Genomic DNA, 17,073 nt, shown 5'->3' on the forward strand with positions numbered 1-17,073 from the left:
CGACGGGAGAGGTGAGGACCTTTTCGCCGGGTTCAACTGTTCTCTTCAGGCGTCCGGCGGCATGCCGCCCCGTCTGCCGGTGACACTCCGGCCGAAAGGCCGTCGAACGGAGTAGACATGGACGCGACCATCAAATCCATCCGCCCCAACAAGCCCTCCGACCGGCAGCCCGAGAGCCGCCCGGCCGAGCTTGACCCTGCCGAATTCCTCGCGGCCGCCGTCCGCGCCGACCAGCCGCGCCCGGCGCGTGCCGAGGCCGAACAGGCGGTGAAGACGTTGCTCGCCTATATCGGCGAGAACACCGAGCGCGAGGGCCTGCTCGACACGCCGCGCCGCGTGGTCGAGGCTTTCGACGAGCTCTATCAGGGCTATCACCAATGCCCGGCCGAAGTGCTCGACCGCACCTTTGGCGAGACCGCGGGCTATGACGATTTCGTCCTGGTGCGCGACATCGAGTTCACCTCGCAATGCGAGCATCACATGATGCCGTTCTACGGCAGGGCGCACATCGCCTATACGCCGGTGGAACGTGTTGTCGGCCTGTCCAAGCTCGCCCGCCTCACCGACATCTTCGCCCGCAGGCTCCAGACCCAGGAGCATCTGACGGCGCAGATCGCGGCTGCAATCGACGAGGTCCTCAAGCCGCGCGGCGTCGCGGTGCTGATCGAGGCCGAACATACCTGCATGTCGGTGCGCGGCGTCGCCAAGCATGGCGCCTCCACCTTCACCAGCCGCTTCACGGGCATGTTCCGCGACAACCCGGCGGAGCAAGCCCGTTTCCTGTCCCTGGTGCGAGGCCTGCAGCGCTGACCTCGCAAAGCTCTGTTGTTTGAGCATGATCTTTTCGGAAAACCGCTTCACACTTTTCCGGATCATGCTCTAGCGAGGTCGCTGTGTCCGCCCACTCCCATGAGATCGAGGAAGGCCTGTCCTTCCTGCCCAAGTTCGACGCGAGCGGCCTCGTGACCTGCGTCGCGACCGACGTCGCCTCCGGTGACGTGCTCATGGTCGCGCACATGAACGAGGAGGCGCTCCGCAAGACGATCGCGACCGGCGAGGCCTGGTACTTCAGCCGCTCGCGCAATGCCTTGTGGCGAAAAGGTGAGACCTCGGGTCAGACCCAGCGCGTGATCGAGATGCGCACCGATTGCGACCAGGACGCAGTCTGGATCCGTGTCGAGCAGATCGGCGCTGCCTGCCACACCGGGCGAAGGTCGTGCTTTTATCGCAAGGTCGAGGCCGAAGGCGGCGGGGCGAAGCTGGTCTTCGCCGATGCGGAGCGGCTGTTCGATCCGGACGCGGTCTACAAGAAATGACTTTCGTCATTCCGGGGCGGCTCAAAGAGCCGAACCCGGAATCTCGAGATTCTCAGGTGCGCAACTGCGCGCCATAGTTCGCGCTGCGCGCGCCCCGGAATGACTCGGAGAGGGGTCGCCCCCCGAATTAACCCCGCATTAACCATACCTGTCCCACGGTGAGACGACGGGCGCCGAATTGCCGGCGCTGCTCAACGCCGCGCGGGGCGGGCACCTCATCATGTCGGTCGACAATTCCAGTGCCACGCAGACGGCGGTTCTCGATCCGTCGCGGGCGCGCGTCGCCGGTGCGATCAAGCAGGCCTCGAATGTTTCAGGCGTCAGCTTCCAGTACATGCTGACCACCGCCAAGATGGAATCGGATTTCGATCCGACGGCGGGAGCCACCACGTCGTCCGCCCACGGGCTCTACCAGTTCATCGACCAGACCTGGCTCGGCACGGTGAAGGAGGCGGGCCCCCAGCTCGGCTATGGCAATTATGCCAACGCGATCTCCAGGACGACGTCGGGCGGCTACGCCGTCGACGATCCCGCGATGAAGCGGTCGATCATGCAGCTGCGCGACGATCCCGAGGCCGCCTCCAGCATGGCGGCGGCGCTGACGCAGTCGAATAGTTTCAAGTTGACGGGCCTGCTTGGGCGCAGGCCGAGCGACAGCGAACTCTACATGGCGCATTTCATGGGCGTCGGCGGCGCCGCGAAACTGATCGCCAATGCCGAGGACAATCCGCAAGCGGTCGGCGCGCGGCTGTTTCCCAATGCGGCATCCGCCAACCGCTCGATCTTCTACGCCAAAGACGGCCGCGCCCGCAGCGTCTCCGAAGTCTATTCGGTGCTGGACGCGCGCTATGCCAGCGCGGCCAATTCGAAAACGACCCGCAGCGCGATGGCGATGTACGGCGGCACGCCGTCGACCACCGAGGTTGCGAGCGCGAGCGGCGTGCAGCCCACCGCGCCTGTTATCGACAACGCCGCCTATCTCCAGACCTTCCCGAACACACGCGCGGTGACGCCCGTCAGTGCGACATCGCCGACGACGGTTGCGGACAATGCCCCGACCGCGCCGGTGTTTCGTTCGATCTATCAGCCCGGCGATGCCACGCAGCCGGTCTCGACCACAGTGCAGAAATTGTGGGGCAACAACGCCTCGCTCACGTCGGTCGCACCAGCGACCTCAGTTGCATCCGCGACGCCGGATGTGCGTCCGCCGCAGCCGCTCGATCTGTTCAGCGATCGCAGCGGCACGTTCTCGAGCTGACCCCGCTCTCGTGTCCCGGACGCGCTGCAGCGCCTCTGTTCCCTTAACAAAACGTCAATAAAACCAGCCAGTTATGGTGAACGCTTTGTTAAGCGTCGTGGTTTATTTTGTGTTGCAGGTGACGAGCCGTCACCATTTTCGTTTGTTGTGTAAGCCGGAAGCAGCATGATTGTTCGGCAGTTTATCAATTGGATCAGGACGGCGCCCGCCGGCGAGCGGGCCGAGGCAACACGGGCGTTGGCCCGGGCCTGGCTGATATCAGATCTTTCGACCGACGACCGCCTCGCCGCCGAAGGCGCGCTTCTGATGCAGCTCGACGATCCCTCGCCGCTGGTGCGGCAGGCGATGGCCGAGGCTTTTGCGCGCAGCACGGATGCGCCGGCCTCGATCGTGCGGGCGCTGTCGGCGGACCAGCCGACCGTCGCGCTGCCCGTGCTCGAACATTCCCCGCTGCTGATCGACGCCGATCTCGTCGACATCGTCGCGACCGGCAATGACGAGGTGCAATGCGCGGTCGCGCGCCGCATCGCGCTGCCGGTCTCGGTCTGCGCCGCCATCGCCGAAGTCGGCTGCGCGGCGGCCGCGCTGGAGCTGATCGAAAATCCCAACGCCGAGCTTGCACCATTCTCCTGGGATCGCATCGCCGAGCGCCACGGCCATCTCGCCGCGATCCGCGAGGCGATGCTGGTGCTGGACGATCTGCCGTCCGCAACGCGTGCCGCGCTGGTGGCGAAGCTCTCCGAGACGCTGGCGCAATTCGTCGTGGCGCGGAACTGGCTCAGCGCCGACCGCGCCGAACGCATCGCGCTCGAGGCGCGCGACCGCTCCACCATGAACATCGCATCGCGCTCGCGCGGCGAGGACATGCAGGGCCTGGTGCGGCACCTGCGCGTCACCGGCCAGCTCACGGCGGGCCTCGTCCTGCGGGCGCTGTTGTCGAGCAATCTCGACCTCTTCGACGCGGCGCTGGCCGAGCTTGCCGACCTGCCGCTGGCGCGCGTCACCGCGCTGTTGCACGACCGCGGCGGCAACAGCCTGCACGCGCTGCTGCGCCGCGCCGGGCTTCCCGAGGCGACGTTCGCGGCGTTCCAGGTCGCGCTCGATGCCTGCCACGAGCAGGGCTTCGTCGACAGCGACGACGGAGCGGTGCGGCTGCGTCGGCGCATGGTCGAGCGCGTGCTCACCCATTGCGAGACCGACCGCGGCGTCACCGAGCCGCTGATGGTCCTGCTCCGCCGCTTCGCCACGGAGTCCGCGCGGGAGGAAGCAAGGCTGTTCTGCGACGAGCTGGTCGCGGATGATACGATCGATCCGCTGTATGGCGATCTGATTGCCGCGTAGCGAGCTGCCGTAGGGTGGGCAAAGGCGCACAGCGCCATGCCCACGACCTATCAGTATGATTCGAGATGAATCGTGGGCACGCTTCGCTTTGCCCACCCTAAGATGCTGCCCGTGCGGATGGAGCAGCCTCCCACGAGATGAAAAAGACGGGCCTTTACTCCGCCGGCGCTATGCTCGGCGCGAGGATTACCTCGAGATGCTCGGGGCGGTCGCGGTTGACCTGGGTGAGATAATCGTCGGCGACCTTGCGCAGGCGGCGGCTGAGCTCGGCGGAGACGCTGATGCTGTCGAGCCTGGTGTTCTCGTGCACGATGGCGAGGATGGCGTTGATGTGGTGCGTGAACAATTCGGCCGGCACCTTTTCCAGATCAGGCGCGTGCTCGATGACGCGGCACAGGCTCTCCGCGATTCCGGCCGCGGCCGGATAGCCGAAGGTCGCGGCGTCGCCCTTGATGTCATGCGCGGCGCGGAACAGCTCGTCGCGCCGCTCCTTGGTGAAGCCGTCATTACGGATGGCGACATAGGCGGCCGAGAGACGGTTGACCTCGGTCGTCATCCAATCCTTGAATTCGCCGGACAGGCCCGCGAGCGCCTGCTCGGCGCGGCCGATCGGATCGTCCATGTCCTTGTCTTCGACCCGGCGCAGGACTTTCCGCAGCGGGTTGGGCTGCGTGATGATCTGATGCGTGGCGAAGGCCGTGATCTCGATGTCCTTTGCGCTGTTCTTCGCCATGATGCCTGCCTCGTCTGAAGGCGTTGCGCTAGATGGATGAGCGGGCCTTGTCGAGCAGCGAGGGCTGCTGGAGCACCTCGTGCTTCTCGCCGACGCGGCGCTCGGGACCCATATAGGCGGAATTGGTGTTGCGGCGCCGGTCCGGCCCGAAATAGGTCTTGGTCTTGATGAAGGGGCGGGGATTGGCGACCACGTTGAGGATGCGCTGATAGAGCCCCTTGGCCGAGATCGGCTTGGCCAGGAATTCGGTGACGCCGGCATCGCGCGCCACGGTGACGCGGCGCTTCTCGGAATGGCCGGTCAGCATGATGATCGGCGCGTAAGGGTTGCCCTTGGATTCCGGCTGCCGGATCATCTGCGCCAGCTCGAGCCCGTCGAAGATCGGCATCGCCCAGTCGGTGATGACGATGTCAGGCACGTAATGGCTGTACATTTCGAGCGCGGTGGCGCCGTCCTCGGCCTCATAGACCTCGCGCGCGCCGAAGGAATGCAGCAGCGTCCGCAGGATGCGGCGCATGTGCGGATTGTCGTCGCAGACGAGGAAGCGCAGCTTGTTGAAGTCGATACGGAACATGACGCCCGGGCCAAAGCGGTCAACCTTCGTTAACCATATCGTGGCGAGGGTTAACGAAGGGTTGCGACCGGGCTCCCGCAGCGTGCGGGGGCAGGGGCTCAGTAGCCGAACTGCTCGCGCAAAATGCGTTCTTCCAGGCTGTGGCCGGGGTCGAACAGCATGCGCATCGAGATGCTCTTGTCGGACAGGACCTCGACGCGCCGGACCCTGCGGACCTCCTCATGGTCGGCGACGGCCGCGACCGGACGCTTGTCGTCCTCCAGCACCTCGATCACGACATAGGCGGTGTTGGGCAGCAGGGCACCGCGCCAGCGGCGCGGGCGGAAGGCGCTGATCGGGGTCAGTGCCAGAAGGGCGGCGTTGATCGGCAGGATCGGTCCCTGCGCCGACAGATTGTAGGCCGTCGAGCCGGCCGGCGTTGCCACGATGATGCCGTCGGCGATCAGCTCGGGCATGCGCTCGCGCTCGTCGATCAGGATCCGCAGGCGCGCCGCCTGCGAGGTCTGCCGGAACAGGTAGACCTCGTTGATGGCGTGGTGCAAATGGACGCGGTCATTGACGTCGGTTGCACGCATCAGGAGCGGATTGATCTCGGATTCATGCGCCGTCTCGAGCCGCGTGCGCAGATCGTGCGTCGCGTATTCGTTCATCAGGAAGCCGACGGTGCCGCGATGCATGCCGTAGATCGGCTTTCCCGTGCGCATGTTCTGGTGCAGCGTCTGGAGCATCAGCCCGTCGCCCCCCAGCGCGACCACGACGTCGGCCTCCCTGGGGTCGCAATTGCCATAGTCCCTGGTGAGCTGGCTGAAGGCGGTCTGCGCCTCGCTGCTCGGGCTGGCGACGAAGGCGATGCGTTCGTATCGCTGGGGCTTGGTCATGGCTTGTCAGGCAGGCCGCTGGCTGGAGGAAGTTCCGCCGGGCTCGTCTATACGAGGTGGCCCTGCATTGTCGAGGATGACCGGGTCTCAAGGCAAACGGGCGATTGTCGATCCGGAGAACAAAACGGGTTGATTTGAGCCGTCCCGGGCGCCTTACTTGCCCATCGGGCCGGTGATCCCGCAAAGCGTCGCAATTCCGCGCTAGCTTTGATGCGCACCGGCCGTGACAGCCGGGCAGGGAGAACGATCATGTTCACGATCTTGCCGACGCTGCGACGAACCGGGCTCGCGCTGGCCGTGTCCGCGGCCGCGCTCGCGAGTGTCGCGCGCGCGGATGATCCGCCGCAGCCGCGCTCCGAGGCGGCATCGCCAGCGGCACAGAAGGGTGGGCGCGCCGCCAATCCGCAAAGCGCGACGCAGGCCTCGCCGTCCGCGGCCGAGCCACACCGTCTCCCCGCGGATTCGACCACGAAGCAGACGCTGGATCTGCCCGGCCGCACCCTCAATTTCGCCGCGACCGCCGGCTCCATCCGCGTGTTCGACGGCAAGGGCGAGCCGCTGGCCGACATCGCCTATACCTCCTACCAGCTCGACGGCGCCGACCGCGCCACGCGCCCGGTCACGTTCCTGTTCAATGGCGGGCCCGGCGCGTCCTCGGCGTGGCTCCAGTTCGGCGCGGCCGGTCCATGGCGGCTGCCGCTCGACGGCGAAGCGCTGTCGCCCTCGGCCTCGCCCGAGGTGAAGCCGAACGCGGAGACCTGGCTCGACTTCACCGATCTCGTCTTCATCGATCCCGTCAGCACGGGCTACAGCCGCTTCATCGCGAGCGGCGAGGACGCGCGAAAATCGTTCTACTCCGTCGACGGCGACGTCAACGCGATCGCGCTGGTGATCCGCCGCTGGCTCGAGAAGCACGACCGCCTGACCTCGCCGAAATACGTCGCGGGCGAGAGCTATGGCGGCATTCGCGGGCCGAAGGTCGTGCGCCAGTTGCAGCTCCAGCACGGCGTCGGCGTCAAGGGCTTGATCCTGGTGTCGCCGCTCTTGGATTTCCGCGAATTCACCGGCACCAGCCTCCTGCAATATGTCGCGACGTTGCCGAGCTATGTGGCGGTGGCGCGCGAGGCAAAAGGGCCGGTCAAGCGCGCCGATCTCGCCGACGTCGAGGCCTACGCGCGCGGCGAATTCCTGGCCGACCTCGTCAAGGGCGAGGCGGACAAGGAGGCCACCAATCGTCTTGCCGACAAGGTCGCCGCGCTTACCGGCATCGACCAGGCGGTGAGCCGCCGGCTCGCCGGCCGTTTCGACGTCGGTGAATTCCGTCGCGAATTCGACCGCAAGAACGGAAAGGTGACGGGACGTTACGACGCCTCCGTGCGCGGCTTCGATCCCTATCCGGATTCGAGCAGCTCGCGGTTCGGCGACCCCTCGGGCGACGCACTCCAGGCGCCGCTGACGAGCGCCGCGGTCGATGTCCTCACGCGCAAGCTCAACTGGCGGCCCGACGGCTCCTATGAAGTCCTGAACGGCAGTGTGGAAGGTCACTGGGATTTCGGCCGTGGCATCAACCCGCCGCAATCGGTATCCGAGCTGCGCCAGATCCTCGCCACCGACGCGAAACTGAACGTGCTGGTCGCGCACGGCCTGTTCGACCTTGCCACGCCCTATTTCGGAACGAAGCGGGTGCTCGATCAGATGCCGGCCTTCGCAACGCAGCGCGTGAAGTTCGTCGTCTATCCCGGCGGCCACATGTTCTATTCGCATGGCGGCTCGCGGCAGGCGTTTCGCAGCGAGGTCGAGGCGCTGATCAGGGAATAGAGCATGATCCGGAAAAGTGTATAGCGGTTTTCCGATAGGATCATGCTCCGATTAAAGAGGCCTCCGTTTGCGCGGCGGATAGCGGCGCGCGATCTCCTTCGCGACGACGCCTGCGGGCTTGACGTTGGCGCCGGCGATCCAGACCTCGCTGATCCTGCCGCGCTTGTCGCGGATCCGGCGCACCGGCTCGCCATGACTGGAATAGCCCGCAGCCCAGGCGAGCTTGCCGGTGTCGCGGCCGGTGACCTCGATCTCGGCGGCATCCATGAACGGATTGTTGAATTGCGGATTGGCGACGAGCACGCGGTTGCCTATCGGCACGAGGTCGCTCGCGCCCCAGATCGTCCACCAGCGGCCGGTCCAGTCGCGCAGGCGCCGGTCGGCCGTGCCGCGCGTCTTGAACACGCGCAAGATCTGCATCGCGCCGTCCATCCAGAACGGCGCCGCGCCGTCGATGGAGTTGCTGAGGATGCTGATCGTGAGCTCGCAAGCGGGGATGGCGCAGGTCCGGGAGATGTAGCCCTGAAAGCCACCGCCATGGCCGAACCAGTCCCAGCCGTCGGTCTTGCCGGCGTTGACGCCGAGCCCGTAATAGCCCTCGAAGCTCTGCGGGATGCGCCAATGGTGTCGCGTCATCTCGCGGCGGCTCGCGAGCGAGAGCACGCTCTTCTTCGCATTGGGCGCAAGCTGCGCGAAGAAGCGCGCGGTGTCGCCGGCGGTGGCAACGAAGCCTGCGGCCGAAGCCATCGCCTGTGCGGGATTGTCGCCGGGGATCACGCATCGCTCGCCGAATGGCAGCTTTCGCGTATGGCCGCGCGCGAACGACGCGCCTTTGGGCAGCGGCGCGTCCGGCTCAGTTGCGCGCAGGCCCGCAGGCTCGACGATCTCGCGCTTGATCCAGGCTGAGTAGGGATGCTTGGTCACCGCCTCGATGACGAGGCCGAGCAGGCCAAAGCCGTGATTGGAATATTTGAAGCGGGTGCCGGGCTCGATCGCGGTCGGCAGCTTCAATTCCGCGAGCAACTCTTTCGCGTTGAGATAGGATCGGCGGTCGATGAACTGTCCGGAATCGGCGCCGTCGCGCGTCAATCCGGCGCTGTGCGAGAGCACCTGCGCGATCGTGGTCTCGGCGACGCGCGGATGCAGCCCGCCGACATATTGGCCGACCGGATCGTCGAGCCGGAGCTTGCGCTGCTCGCGCAGCTTCATGATGCCGGCCGAGGTGAAGGTCTTGGAATGGGAGGCGATACGGAAGCGGTGGCGCGGGGTGAGCTTCTCGCCGGTGTCGAGATTGGCGAGGCCGAACGCATGCTCGGCGACGATCTCGCCGCGATGGGCGAATGCGATGATGACGCCTGGCTGCTGGATTGTCGTCAGTTGGAATTCGATCCAGGAGCCGATGTAGTCGATCGCGGATCGCAGCCACGGGTCCATTGCACACCAATTTAGTGGGAAAATCGATGCGAGAGGCTAACCGAGAAAGCCGAACGGGCACAACCGAAAGGTTGTGCCCGTTCGCTGCGTTCGAAGAATGCGATTGCCTTAGTAGACCAGCGTCGCGCCGGTCGGCTTGTCGAGCGCCGTGGCGAGCGAGCGATACTCGGAGCTGTCGGTGCCGGCGAGCGAGGCGATCTTGTTCAGATGATACTGCGCCTGTTCGCGATTGCCCTGCTCGAGCTGCCAGAGGCCGTAATACTGCCAGGTGCGGACGTGGTTCGGATCGTCCTTCAGCGCCAGCTCGTAATAGATCTTCGACGACTGGTAGTCGCCGAGCTTGCGATAGGAGTAGCCGATCAGGTTGGCGACGTCGGCGACGTCGTCGCGCTTGAGCGACTTCAACTGATCGATCGCGCCGGTGTAGTCGTGGTTGTCGTAGATCGCGGTATAGGCGGTGCGATAGGCGGCGAGGAATTTGGGATCGCTGACCGAAGAGCTCTTCTTCTTGCCCTTCTTGGACGAGGAGTCCGACTTCGGCGGCGGCGAGGGCTCGTCACTGCCGGCGGCATAGGCGCTGGACAGCACCGGCGCGGTCGCCAGCGACATGGCGACCAATCCCGGCACGACAAGCATTGAGAGTTTGCGCATCTAAATTCTCCCGTATGGAACGTGGCGATCCTACACGATTGCCCGAAGACCGGAACACCCGTCTGGCGAAAACATTCCCGCTCCGCACGATCTATTCGCCAGGGCGCGGATGACAAACTTGTCATCCAGATGAACGGAAGCCTGCAGGGGGCTTCAGACAGGGTTCAGCGCGCCGCTCCTAGGCTCCCACCCACGATCGAAGGGTAGGCGAGAGGGCGCCGCCTCAAGATCCTTCCAAGAGGAGACCACCATGCTGAAGACGATTTCCGCAGCCTTGCTCGCAGCTTCCGTGATTGCAGCCCCGGCCTTCGCTGCCGAGGCCGGCAAGACCACTACGGCCCCGGTGATCAAGGCGGACCAGAGCCAGACCAAGGCCTCGACCACCGCCGCGAAACCGGACACCGGCATCAAGGCCGATGCCAAGGCGGTCGATGCCAAGACCGACGCGAAGGCCGGCGACGTCAAGCCCGCCGACGTCAAGGCGGACGCCAAGGTGGATAGCAAGTCGAAGGCGCTGAATGCCAACGCAGCGGTCACGCCCGACGAGCACAAGACCGTGCGCTCCCATCGCCATCACCACAAGCATCTGTCGGCGAAGAAATCGCTGAAGGCGCAGCCGGACCTGACCAAGCCGGCAACCACCGAGAAGCGCAGCTAACGACTGATCCTCTCGCGGCGGCATCCCGCATTGCCCCGCCGCCGCGTCAGGACGTCAGGCCCGGCCCGTCGTCTCGGCGCCTTGCGCGAAAGCGAAAGACGCCGGCGGCGGGACGGTGCGTGCGTCGCAAAGCCCGGGGACGCGAATTCCCTTTGAGCGACCTTGCGGCTAGAACGTCCCCTTAGTCTGTTCGAGCGGGAGCGGGATCTGTGGGGCGATTGGCGAAACGTGCGGCAAGCTTGGCATCGGTCCTGTTGTTGCCGCTGGCGCTCGCGGCATGTTTCGGCAGCGACGGTGATCGTCCAACCATCATCGGTGGGACCCAGGCCGGAGGGCCGCAGCCGTTTCCGGACAATTTCCGCGGCGACATTCCGGCACTGATGCGCACCTATCTGAACAACCCGGTCGGCGTGCGTGAGGCCAGCATGGCCGAGCCGGTCCAGCGCGAGGTCGGCGGCCGGCAGTTCTATGTGAGCTGCCTGCACTTCACCCCGCGCGAGACCGATGGCAGCTACAAGGCCATGCGGGAACGCGCTGTGATCTTCGTCAACGGACGCGCGGACCGCGTCGTCGACCGCACGAGCGAGCTCTGCGCCGGCGCGGTTTACGTACCCTTTCCGGAACTCGAAAAGATGACGCGGTAGCGCAAAGCCCGTCTTCATCGCCGGGTGCTAGAACGATAACTGCCGGAGCCGCGGATCACATTTCGGCGAGCTTTGAACGGGTTGGTTTGACCTCGCGACAAATTGTTACGGCAGGTGCTGCGCAGACGACAAGAATAGTCGGTGCAGGACGACGGGACGGAACAAAATCGCGTTGTTGCCCCTCCGTCACAGTCACGAGCGATCAACGTTCCGGCATCGCCGCGAAGCAACCCAATTCACGCCACGTTGTTTCCTGAGTGTCGTAAATGAAAGAACGGGGATGATCATGAAATCGATTTTGCTGGGTGCAGCTGCTCTGCTTGCGCTGGCCGCGCCGGCGGCAGCCGCGGACATGCAGCCGCGCACCTACGCCAAGGCCCCGGCCTATACGCCGCCGCAGCTGATTTATAACTGGACCGGTTTCTACATCGGCGGCCATGTCGGCGGTGCGTTTGCCGGCGACAGCAGCTTCCAGTCCAGCGACGCCCGCTTCCTCGGCGGCGTGCAAGGCGGCTTCGACTACCAGTTCGCGCCCAACTGGGTGGTGGGTATCGAGGCCCAGTATTCCTGGCTGCCGACCAACAACAACGGTGTCACGTTCCCGCTGGGCACGCAGGTGACCTCCAACACCGACCAGCTCGGGTCGGTGACCGGCCGTGTCGGCTACACTTGGGGTCCGGCGCTGCTCTACGCCAAGGGCGGTTACGCCTGGCGCAATGGCGGCCTGGGCGTCAATGTCGCAGGGGTGCCGCAGGGGTTCACCACCACCGGCAACAGCAAGGACGGCTACACCGTCGGCGCCGGCCTCGAATACATGTTCGCGCCGAGCTGGTCGGCCAAGGCCGAGTACCAGTACTACAATTTCGGCAGCACCACCTTCACCTCCGGTCCGGCCGACATCGTCGGCGTTCGCGGCCGGGAGGACGAGCATACCGTCAAGGTCGGTGTGAACTACCGCTTCGGCTGGGGCGGTCCGGCAGCCTCGCGCTACTGACCCTCACCGCGACCACGCTCTGGAAAGGCCGGCTTCCCGCCGGCCTTTCGTTTGTCAGCCTCTTGCCTGTCGGCCCCATGTTTGCTTTGCATGAACCATCTGGCGCGTCATTTGCTGGAAAACACTCCGGCGGGCGCCTTCTCACGCGCGTCATGGGACTTGGGTAAAGCAAAAATAATTTTTGCCGCTTACGGAACTCGCGCTCCGGAAAGCGTTATATGAGAATTACCGGGCTGGTGGGACGACGGACATGCGTATCTTGGTGTCGGCGGTGGTGCTCTCGTGCTTTATCTGCCTGCCGTGCTCTGCACAGACAATCCTCAAATCAGAGCCTTTGATGCTGGCACCTTACGAGGTGGCTTTCGTCAAGGACGCGTCCTGCCCGTCGGGCAAGGTGCTCAAGGTCACCGGCGCGATCCGCGGGCTGCATCGCCGCAAGGCCTGCGTGGCGCTGGCTGGTGAGCAGGCCTCGCTGGCAACCGCAACGCCCTGATCGCTTGGCGGCCTCCGCCGCCAGATCTCACGGATTCAGCTCGAGCTCCATTTTCGACTGGCGGTCGGCCTCGGCCTTGTTTCGCGCGGGGTCCTCACCCTGCGCGACCCGGCAGGGCTTGATCTCGTAGTCGTTGTCGAGCACCCGGCGTGGCCCAGGACGGTCCTCGTCGGCGCTGACGTCGACGACCAGGCCGCTCCGATACGCGAGTTTCCAGACGTCGGATTCACTCGGATAGGCCTTGCTGATCTGGGCGTCGTTGCAGAACAAGGCGTAGGGCATTCTTCCCGCTCCCGGAAAGCGCATTAACGACCTCATGGGCCGGCGGTTCCGGGGGGCAGGCGATCACGGGGCCGTGATCGGGCTGCCGGGGCCCCTGAGTCCTTAACGAGTCCTGAATCGGGAAAAAAAGAATCCTTGGGACTCGTTTGGCGGAATCAGCGGATGTTTTCCGCCATGACGAGCGACCTGAAGACCTCCTGCGGGCACATGCTCCTGCCGCTGACGCTGGCGTTATTCGGCGCCTGCGCGGCCAATCTTTGGCTGGTGTGGTCCTGGCTGTAGGCCCCACTGACGGGAGGGGGGCCTTATTTTCTGGCCGGTGGGGCCGGGGCGTCGTGGATGGCGGCGCGCAATCTGGTCAGGGTTTCGGCACAATATTCCTCGCGCTCGCGCTCGAACCGCTCCTGATGCTTGCGGAAATTGGCGATGCGGGCCTGCATCTCGGTGCGGAAATCACCGATCGCCCGCGGTGGCGGCAGAGGCGTGGGTGGTACCGGGGCTTGCGCCAGCTCGATCTCGACGGTGGCGGCCTTCACGGCAACGATTTCGACCGCGACGGTCGTGGCAACCGAGGTCCCGTCCGGCTGAAGGACGTCATCCTTTCTGCCAGTTACCGATTGGACGAAGGCCAGTGTCTGCGCGATCAGTGCGTCGCGTTCCGCGATCCATTTCATGATCCACCTCAGCCGGCCCCATTCCAGCAAAGCGGCTGCGCCGAATCAAGGCGGTAAACAGGGGATTGCATATTTTTCCCGGTCACCCGACATTAGGCGGATGGATTCCGGAAAAGAACGGTCGGACGAAGTGGAGGGCCTGAGGCTCATCCGCGCGTTCCTGTCGCTACCGCCCGACAAGCGGGCGGAGGTGATCGCGTTCGTCGAGGAATTGGCGCGTGCGCATGGCCGGCCCGAGGAGGGCACGCAGGCGTCGCCGAGGTGAGCGCTATCGCTGGCGCGGATTGATGTTGGGCTCGAACGGTGCGCCAACCACCCGGACCGGTGTCTGAACCGGTGTCCGGGTGACGTCGATCATGGCTGTCTCCGCGACCCGCTTTTCGGGGGACGGCGAAAGCATCGGCTCCAACAACGTCAATGTCCCGGCCACGGCGACACAGCACAACGCCACCGTCGCCAGCAGAAACATATTTCGGTTTTCTTCCCTGATCCGCATAGGTCGACAACGGCTGACGCGGAGGCTCGGTTCCGGGCTGGCGATGCCGATCGCGCGACCGAAAACGGGCCGAAGCTTACGCCAGGCTTACGCCGGAGCGCAGAAGGGTTATTTTTGCGTAAGAATACCCGGGCGGATTGAGGTTAAATCTTAACATCCGCCGGTTCCAATGCACGGTGCTGGGATTATCGCCGGCAGCACCATCATTGGACGGCACAAATGAGCCTTTTGAACAATCTGAAGATCGTCTGGAAGGTCGCGTTGATCGTGACCGTGATGGGGTGTGCGATGATCGCCGTCGCGGCCTTTGGCGTGCGCGAACTTTCCGCGACCGTCGACGGTTTCGGCGAGCTCTCCGCCGCGCAATCTTCCTCTCTCAACCTCACCCGCGCCCAGCGCCGCGCCGAGACCTACCACGCGGCGCTCTATGCGGTGTTCACCGAGGCAACTGAGGCGGGCAATGCCAAACGCCTCAAGACCGCGACCCAGAACCGCGACGAAATCCGTCAATTCCTCGATGCAGCCGAGCAGGACGATCCATCGCGTGCCGGCGAGCTGAAGAGCATCGGCGACCAGTTGAAAGCCGCTTTCATCGGCTGCGATCCGGTGCTCCAGGCCGGCTCACAGGCCAGCAGCACGGAAGAAAATGCCAGGGCAGCCGAGCGCGCGCACAAGGAGTGCGATCCCCTGATCGATGCGGCCCTGCTGCGCATCGCCAAATTCACGACCGAAACCGGTCAGGCTGTGGCCAAGCGAAAGGACGCCATCAACCGCGACGCTCACGCCGCGACCTGGACCGTGATCGGCGTCAGCGCCGGCGGCCTGATCCTGGGAATTGCGATCGCGCTGTTCATCGGCCTCAAGGCGATGTCGCAGCCGATCGCCCGGCTCAAGCTCGCCATGGAGGGACTTGCCCGCAACGATCTCAAGACCGAGGTGCCCGAGAAGGACCGGCGCGACGAGATCGGCGATATGGCCAAGACGGTCGAAGTGTTCAAGACCAATGCACTGGAAGTCGAGCGCCTCAAGGCTGCACAGCTCGAAGCCGAGAAGCAGGCTGCCGAGCAACGCCGCCGCGACATGGTCAACCTCGCCGACGGCTTTGAACGTGCAGTCGGCGAAATCATCGACACGGTCGGATCCGCCTCCACCGAGCTCGAAGCATCGTCCTCGACGCTGGCGACCACCGCGCAGCGCGCGCAGGAGCTGACCTCGGTCGTCGCAGTCGCGTCCGGCGAAGCCACCGGCAACGTACAGTCGGTCGCGACCGCCACGGAGGAGCTGTCCTCCTCGGTCAACGAGATCAGCCGGCAGGTGCAGGAATCCGCGCGAATGGCGGGCGAAGCCGTCGCCCAGGCCCGCACCACGACGGAGCGGGTCAGCGAGCTCTCGGTTGCCGCGACGCGGATCGGCGACGTCGTCGAGCTCATCAACACCATTGCCGGCCAGACCAACCTTTTGGCACTGAACGCCACGATCGAAGCGGCGCGGGCGGGCGAGGCCGGCCGCGGTTTCGCGGTCGTCGCTTCTGAGGTGAAGACGCTGGCCGAGCAGACCGCGAAGGCGACCGGCGAGATCAGCCAGCAGATCTCCGGCATTCAGACCGCGACCCAGGAATCCGTCAACGCGATCCGCGATATCTCGATGACCATCGAGCGGCTGTCGGAGGTGTCTTCGACCATTGCCGCGGCCGTCGAGGAGCAGGGTGCCGCGACCCAGGAGATCTCGCGCAACGTCCAGCAGGCCGCTCACGGCACCCAGCAGGTCTCCACGAACATCACCGACGTGCAGCGCGGCGCGGCCGAGACCGGCTCGGCCTCCTCGCAGGTGCTCTCGACCGCCAAGATGCTGGCGAGCGACAGCAACCGGCTGAAGGACGAGGTCGGGAAATTCCTGCGGACGGTGCGCACGGCGTAAGTCCGTCGGCATCCGTCCGTCGCGCGTCTTAGAGCGCCAGCAGACAAGCGAGCACGAACACGAGCAGCACGGCCGTCATGACGACGGCCGTCACCGCGCCAGCGGCGATCCTGGCCTTCTCTGTCGGGGTGGTGGAGCGCATCGGACGCGAGTATAGCGTGTTTGCACCGGAATCTCGACCTTGAGTCCGATCCCATGATCTCCAATCGTCCTCCCGTGCTCGCCCACGAACGCTTCGTCGCCGACCGCGACAATTTCTCGGGACTAGATCTCGCCGCGCGGTTCGAACGGATCGAGCGGACGAACCTTTGGGGCGCTCCCGACTCGGTGTCGGGCCTCGGCTCGGAGGACTCGGCCACCGCCGCGATCCGGGAGGCGCTTCCTTCGTTGCTGCAACGGCTCGGCGCGCGCTCGCTGCTCGATGCGCCCTGCGGCGATGCCGGCTGGATCGGCCGCCTCAATCTCGATCTCGATTACATCGGCATCGACATCGTGCGGTCGCTGATCGAGACCAACAACGCGCGTGCGGTGCGCGGCGAATTGTCCGGCCGATTCCTGGTGGCCGATATCACGTGCGATGCATTGCCGCGCGCCGATCTGATCCTGTGCCGGGACTGCCTGGTGCATCTGAGTTTTCAGAACATTGCCCGCGTGATCACCCGCTTTCGCGAGAGCGGCGCGCAATTCCTGCTCGCCACGACGTTTCCGGAGTGGGAGGAAAACCGCGATTGCGAGGATGGCGACTGGCGCGCCCTCAATATGACGAAGGCGCCGTTCGACTGGCCGGCGCCGCGCGAATTGATCGACGAGCGCTGTGAGGAGGGCGATGGCGGCTGGCGCGACAAGAGCCTCGGGCTCTGGCGGCTGGATGAGTTGCCGGGTCGCGTCCGCACGGCCACGGATGTGTGACAG

The 17,073-nt window shown here is 65.2% G+C and carries 20 protein-coding genes; 12 read left to right on the forward strand and 8 right to left on the reverse strand.

Features of this window, described 5'->3' with window-relative positions:
* Positions 1-117 precede the first annotated feature (117 nt).
* From folE to GGD67_RS17090, 4 genes are all read left to right on the forward strand, one after another.
* Positions 118-810: a GTP cyclohydrolase I FolE gene (gene folE / locus GGD67_RS17075; RefSeq protein WP_018322161.1), complete on the forward strand. Its 693-nt coding sequence runs from the start codon at positions 118-120 to the stop codon at positions 808-810.
* An 83-nt stretch (positions 811-893) separates the two neighbouring features.
* Positions 894-1,316, forward strand: a complete 423-nt coding sequence (gene hisI, locus GGD67_RS17080) for a phosphoribosyl-AMP cyclohydrolase (RefSeq protein ID WP_092260358.1) — start codon at positions 894-896, stop codon at positions 1,314-1,316.
* 220 nt (positions 1,317-1,536) lie between these two features.
* Positions 1,537-2,574: a lytic transglycosylase domain-containing protein gene (locus GGD67_RS17085; protein WP_246784426.1), complete on the forward strand. Its 1,038-nt coding sequence runs from the start codon at positions 1,537-1,539 to the stop codon at positions 2,572-2,574.
* A 165-nt stretch (positions 2,575-2,739) separates the two neighbouring features.
* Complete coding sequence (locus GGD67_RS17090) at positions 2,740-3,915, forward strand: DUF2336 domain-containing protein (protein ID WP_179734362.1); 1,176 nt, start codon at positions 2,740-2,742, stop codon at positions 3,913-3,915.
* A 154-nt stretch (positions 3,916-4,069) separates the two neighbouring features.
* Here GGD67_RS17090 and GGD67_RS17095 read toward each other — a convergent pair whose 3' ends face one another.
* The 3 genes from GGD67_RS17095 to GGD67_RS17105 form a co-directional block, all read right to left on the reverse strand.
* Complete coding sequence (locus tag GGD67_RS17095) at positions 4,070-4,648, reverse strand: Hpt domain-containing protein (protein WP_179734365.1); 579 nt, start codon at positions 4,646-4,648, stop codon at positions 4,070-4,072.
* Between the two features lie 28 nt (positions 4,649-4,676).
* On the reverse strand, positions 4,677-5,222 hold the full coding sequence (locus GGD67_RS17100; RefSeq protein WP_008549760.1) for a response regulator: 546 nt from the start codon (positions 5,220-5,222) through the stop codon (positions 4,677-4,679).
* A gap of 98 nt (positions 5,223-5,320) precedes the next feature.
* Complete coding sequence (locus GGD67_RS17105) at positions 5,321-6,100, reverse strand: NAD kinase (RefSeq protein ID WP_018322166.1); 780 nt, start codon at positions 6,098-6,100, stop codon at positions 5,321-5,323.
* A gap of 249 nt (positions 6,101-6,349) precedes the next feature.
* Between GGD67_RS17105 and GGD67_RS17110 the strand changes: the two genes are divergently transcribed.
* Positions 6,350-7,918 (forward strand): S10 family peptidase, encoded by a 1,569-nt coding sequence (locus GGD67_RS17110; RefSeq protein ID WP_179734366.1) that lies wholly within the window; start codon positions 6,350-6,352, stop codon positions 7,916-7,918.
* 51 nt (positions 7,919-7,969) lie between these two features.
* Here GGD67_RS17110 and GGD67_RS17115 read toward each other — a convergent pair whose 3' ends face one another.
* A complete protein-coding gene (locus GGD67_RS17115) occupies positions 7,970-9,352 on the reverse strand; it encodes a serine hydrolase (protein ID WP_179734369.1) in 1,383 nt (460 codons plus the stop codon).
* 108 nt (positions 9,353-9,460) lie between these two features.
* Positions 9,461-10,003, reverse strand: coding sequence for a tetratricopeptide repeat protein (locus GGD67_RS17120; RefSeq protein WP_179734370.1), 543 nt, complete (start codon positions 10,001-10,003; stop codon positions 9,461-9,463).
* 250 nt (positions 10,004-10,253) lie between these two features.
* On the opposite strand from GGD67_RS17120, the gene GGD67_RS17125 reads away from it, so the two are divergent.
* The 4 genes from GGD67_RS17125 (at position 10,254) to GGD67_RS39945 (ending at position 12,792) form a co-directional block, all read left to right on the forward strand.
* Positions 10,254-10,661, forward strand: a complete 408-nt coding sequence (locus GGD67_RS17125) for a His-rich protein BRANT (protein ID WP_179734372.1) — start codon at positions 10,254-10,256, stop codon at positions 10,659-10,661.
* A gap of 209 nt (positions 10,662-10,870) precedes the next feature.
* On the forward strand, positions 10,871-11,305 hold the full coding sequence (locus GGD67_RS17130) for a hypothetical protein (RefSeq protein WP_018322171.1): 435 nt from the start codon (positions 10,871-10,873) through the stop codon (positions 11,303-11,305).
* 286 nt (positions 11,306-11,591) lie between these two features.
* On the forward strand, positions 11,592-12,299 hold the full coding sequence (locus GGD67_RS17135; protein WP_026202698.1) for an outer membrane protein: 708 nt from the start codon (positions 11,592-11,594) through the stop codon (positions 12,297-12,299).
* Positions 12,300-12,549: 250 nt separating this feature from the next.
* Positions 12,550-12,792 carry a DUF6719 family protein gene (locus GGD67_RS39945; protein ID WP_018322173.1) on the forward strand — a complete coding sequence of 81 codons (243 nt, stop codon included), beginning with the start codon at positions 12,550-12,552 and terminating at the stop codon, positions 12,790-12,792.
* 27 nt (positions 12,793-12,819) lie between these two features.
* Here GGD67_RS39945 and GGD67_RS17145 read toward each other — a convergent pair whose 3' ends face one another.
* Together GGD67_RS17145 and GGD67_RS17150 are read right to left on the reverse strand one after the other, a co-directional pair.
* Positions 12,820-13,074 (reverse strand): hypothetical protein, encoded by a 255-nt coding sequence (locus GGD67_RS17145; protein WP_018322174.1) that lies wholly within the window; start codon positions 13,072-13,074, stop codon positions 12,820-12,822.
* 305 nt (positions 13,075-13,379) lie between these two features.
* Positions 13,380-13,748 (reverse strand): hypothetical protein, encoded by a 369-nt coding sequence (locus GGD67_RS17150; RefSeq protein ID WP_179734375.1) that lies wholly within the window; start codon positions 13,746-13,748, stop codon positions 13,380-13,382.
* On the opposite strand from GGD67_RS17150, the gene GGD67_RS17155 reads away from it, so the two are divergent.
* Complete coding sequence (locus GGD67_RS17155) at positions 13,747-14,013, forward strand: hypothetical protein (protein ID WP_179733901.1); 267 nt, start codon at positions 13,747-13,749, stop codon at positions 14,011-14,013. The two genes, GGD67_RS17150 and GGD67_RS17155, sit on opposite strands and share 2 nt — an antisense overlap.
* Positions 14,014-14,016: 3 nt before the next feature.
* On the opposite strand, the gene GGD67_RS17160 is transcribed toward GGD67_RS17155, so the two are convergent.
* Complete coding sequence (locus tag GGD67_RS17160; RefSeq protein WP_179734377.1) at positions 14,017-14,217, reverse strand: hypothetical protein; 201 nt, start codon at positions 14,215-14,217, stop codon at positions 14,017-14,019.
* 246 nt (positions 14,218-14,463) lie between these two features.
* Here GGD67_RS17160 and GGD67_RS17165 point away from each other — a divergent pair, with 246 nt between their 5' ends.
* Together GGD67_RS17165 and GGD67_RS17170 are read left to right on the forward strand one after the other, a co-directional pair.
* Positions 14,464-16,161: a methyl-accepting chemotaxis protein gene (locus GGD67_RS17165; protein ID WP_179734379.1), complete on the forward strand. Its 1,698-nt coding sequence runs from the start codon at positions 14,464-14,466 to the stop codon at positions 16,159-16,161.
* Positions 16,162-16,356: 195 nt separating this feature from the next.
* Positions 16,357-17,070 carry a class I SAM-dependent methyltransferase gene (locus tag GGD67_RS17170; RefSeq protein WP_179734382.1) on the forward strand — a complete coding sequence of 238 codons (714 nt, stop codon included), beginning with the start codon at positions 16,357-16,359 and terminating at the stop codon, positions 17,068-17,070.
* Positions 17,071-17,073 lie beyond the last annotated feature (3 nt).

This window comes from Bradyrhizobium sp. IAR9, assembly GCF_013408065.1.
In the GTDB taxonomy this organism is placed as follows: Bacteria; Pseudomonadota; Alphaproteobacteria; order Rhizobiales; family Xanthobacteraceae; genus Bradyrhizobium.

Bases quoted from the DNA above. Each gene is read 5' to 3' on its own strand.
- GGD67_RS17135 (WP_026202698.1), top strand. From the start codon at position 11,592: ATGAAATCGATTTTGCTGGGTGCAGCTGCTCTGCTTGCGCTGGCCGCG.
- GGD67_RS17170 (WP_179734382.1), top strand. From the start codon at position 16,357: ATGATCTCCAATCGTCCTCCCGTGCTCGCCCACGAACGCTTCGTCGCC.
- GGD67_RS17145 (WP_018322174.1), bottom strand. From the start codon at position 13,074: ATGCCCTACGCCTTGTTCTGCAACGACGCCCAGATCAGCAAGGCCTAT.
- GGD67_RS17110 (WP_179734366.1), top strand. From the start codon at position 6,350: ATGTTCACGATCTTGCCGACGCTGCGACGAACCGGGCTCGCGCTGGCC.
- GGD67_RS17165 (WP_179734379.1), top strand. From the start codon at position 14,464: ATGAGCCTTTTGAACAATCTGAAGATCGTCTGGAAGGTCGCGTTGATC.
- GGD67_RS17120 (WP_179734370.1), bottom strand. From the start codon at position 10,003: ATGCGCAAACTCTCAATGCTTGTCGTGCCGGGATTGGTCGCCATGTCG.
- GGD67_RS17095 (WP_179734365.1), bottom strand. From the start codon at position 4,648: ATGGCGAAGAACAGCGCAAAGGACATCGAGATCACGGCCTTCGCCACG.
- GGD67_RS17105 (WP_018322166.1), bottom strand. From the start codon at position 6,100: ATGACCAAGCCCCAGCGATACGAACGCATCGCCTTCGTCGCCAGCCCG.
- GGD67_RS17100 (WP_008549760.1), bottom strand. From the start codon at position 5,222: ATGTTCCGTATCGACTTCAACAAGCTGCGCTTCCTCGTCTGCGACGAC.
- GGD67_RS39945 (WP_018322173.1), top strand. From the start codon at position 12,550: ATGCGTATCTTGGTGTCGGCGGTGGTGCTCTCGTGCTTTATCTGCCTG.
- GGD67_RS17085 (WP_246784426.1), top strand. From the start codon at position 1,537: ATGTCGGTCGACAATTCCAGTGCCACGCAGACGGCGGTTCTCGATCCG.
- GGD67_RS17115 (WP_179734369.1), bottom strand. From the start codon at position 9,352: ATGGACCCGTGGCTGCGATCCGCGATCGACTACATCGGCTCCTGGATC.
- GGD67_RS17160 (WP_179734377.1), bottom strand. From the start codon at position 14,217: ATGTTTCTGCTGGCGACGGTGGCGTTGTGCTGTGTCGCCGTGGCCGGG.
- GGD67_RS17150 (WP_179734375.1), bottom strand. From the start codon at position 13,748: ATGAAATGGATCGCGGAACGCGACGCACTGATCGCGCAGACACTGGCC.
- GGD67_RS17155 (WP_179733901.1), top strand. From the start codon at position 13,747: ATGATCCACCTCAGCCGGCCCCATTCCAGCAAAGCGGCTGCGCCGAAT.
- folE (WP_018322161.1), top strand. From the start codon at position 118: ATGGACGCGACCATCAAATCCATCCGCCCCAACAAGCCCTCCGACCGG.
- GGD67_RS17125 (WP_179734372.1), top strand. From the start codon at position 10,254: ATGCTGAAGACGATTTCCGCAGCCTTGCTCGCAGCTTCCGTGATTGCA.
- GGD67_RS17090 (WP_179734362.1), top strand. From the start codon at position 2,740: ATGATTGTTCGGCAGTTTATCAATTGGATCAGGACGGCGCCCGCCGGC.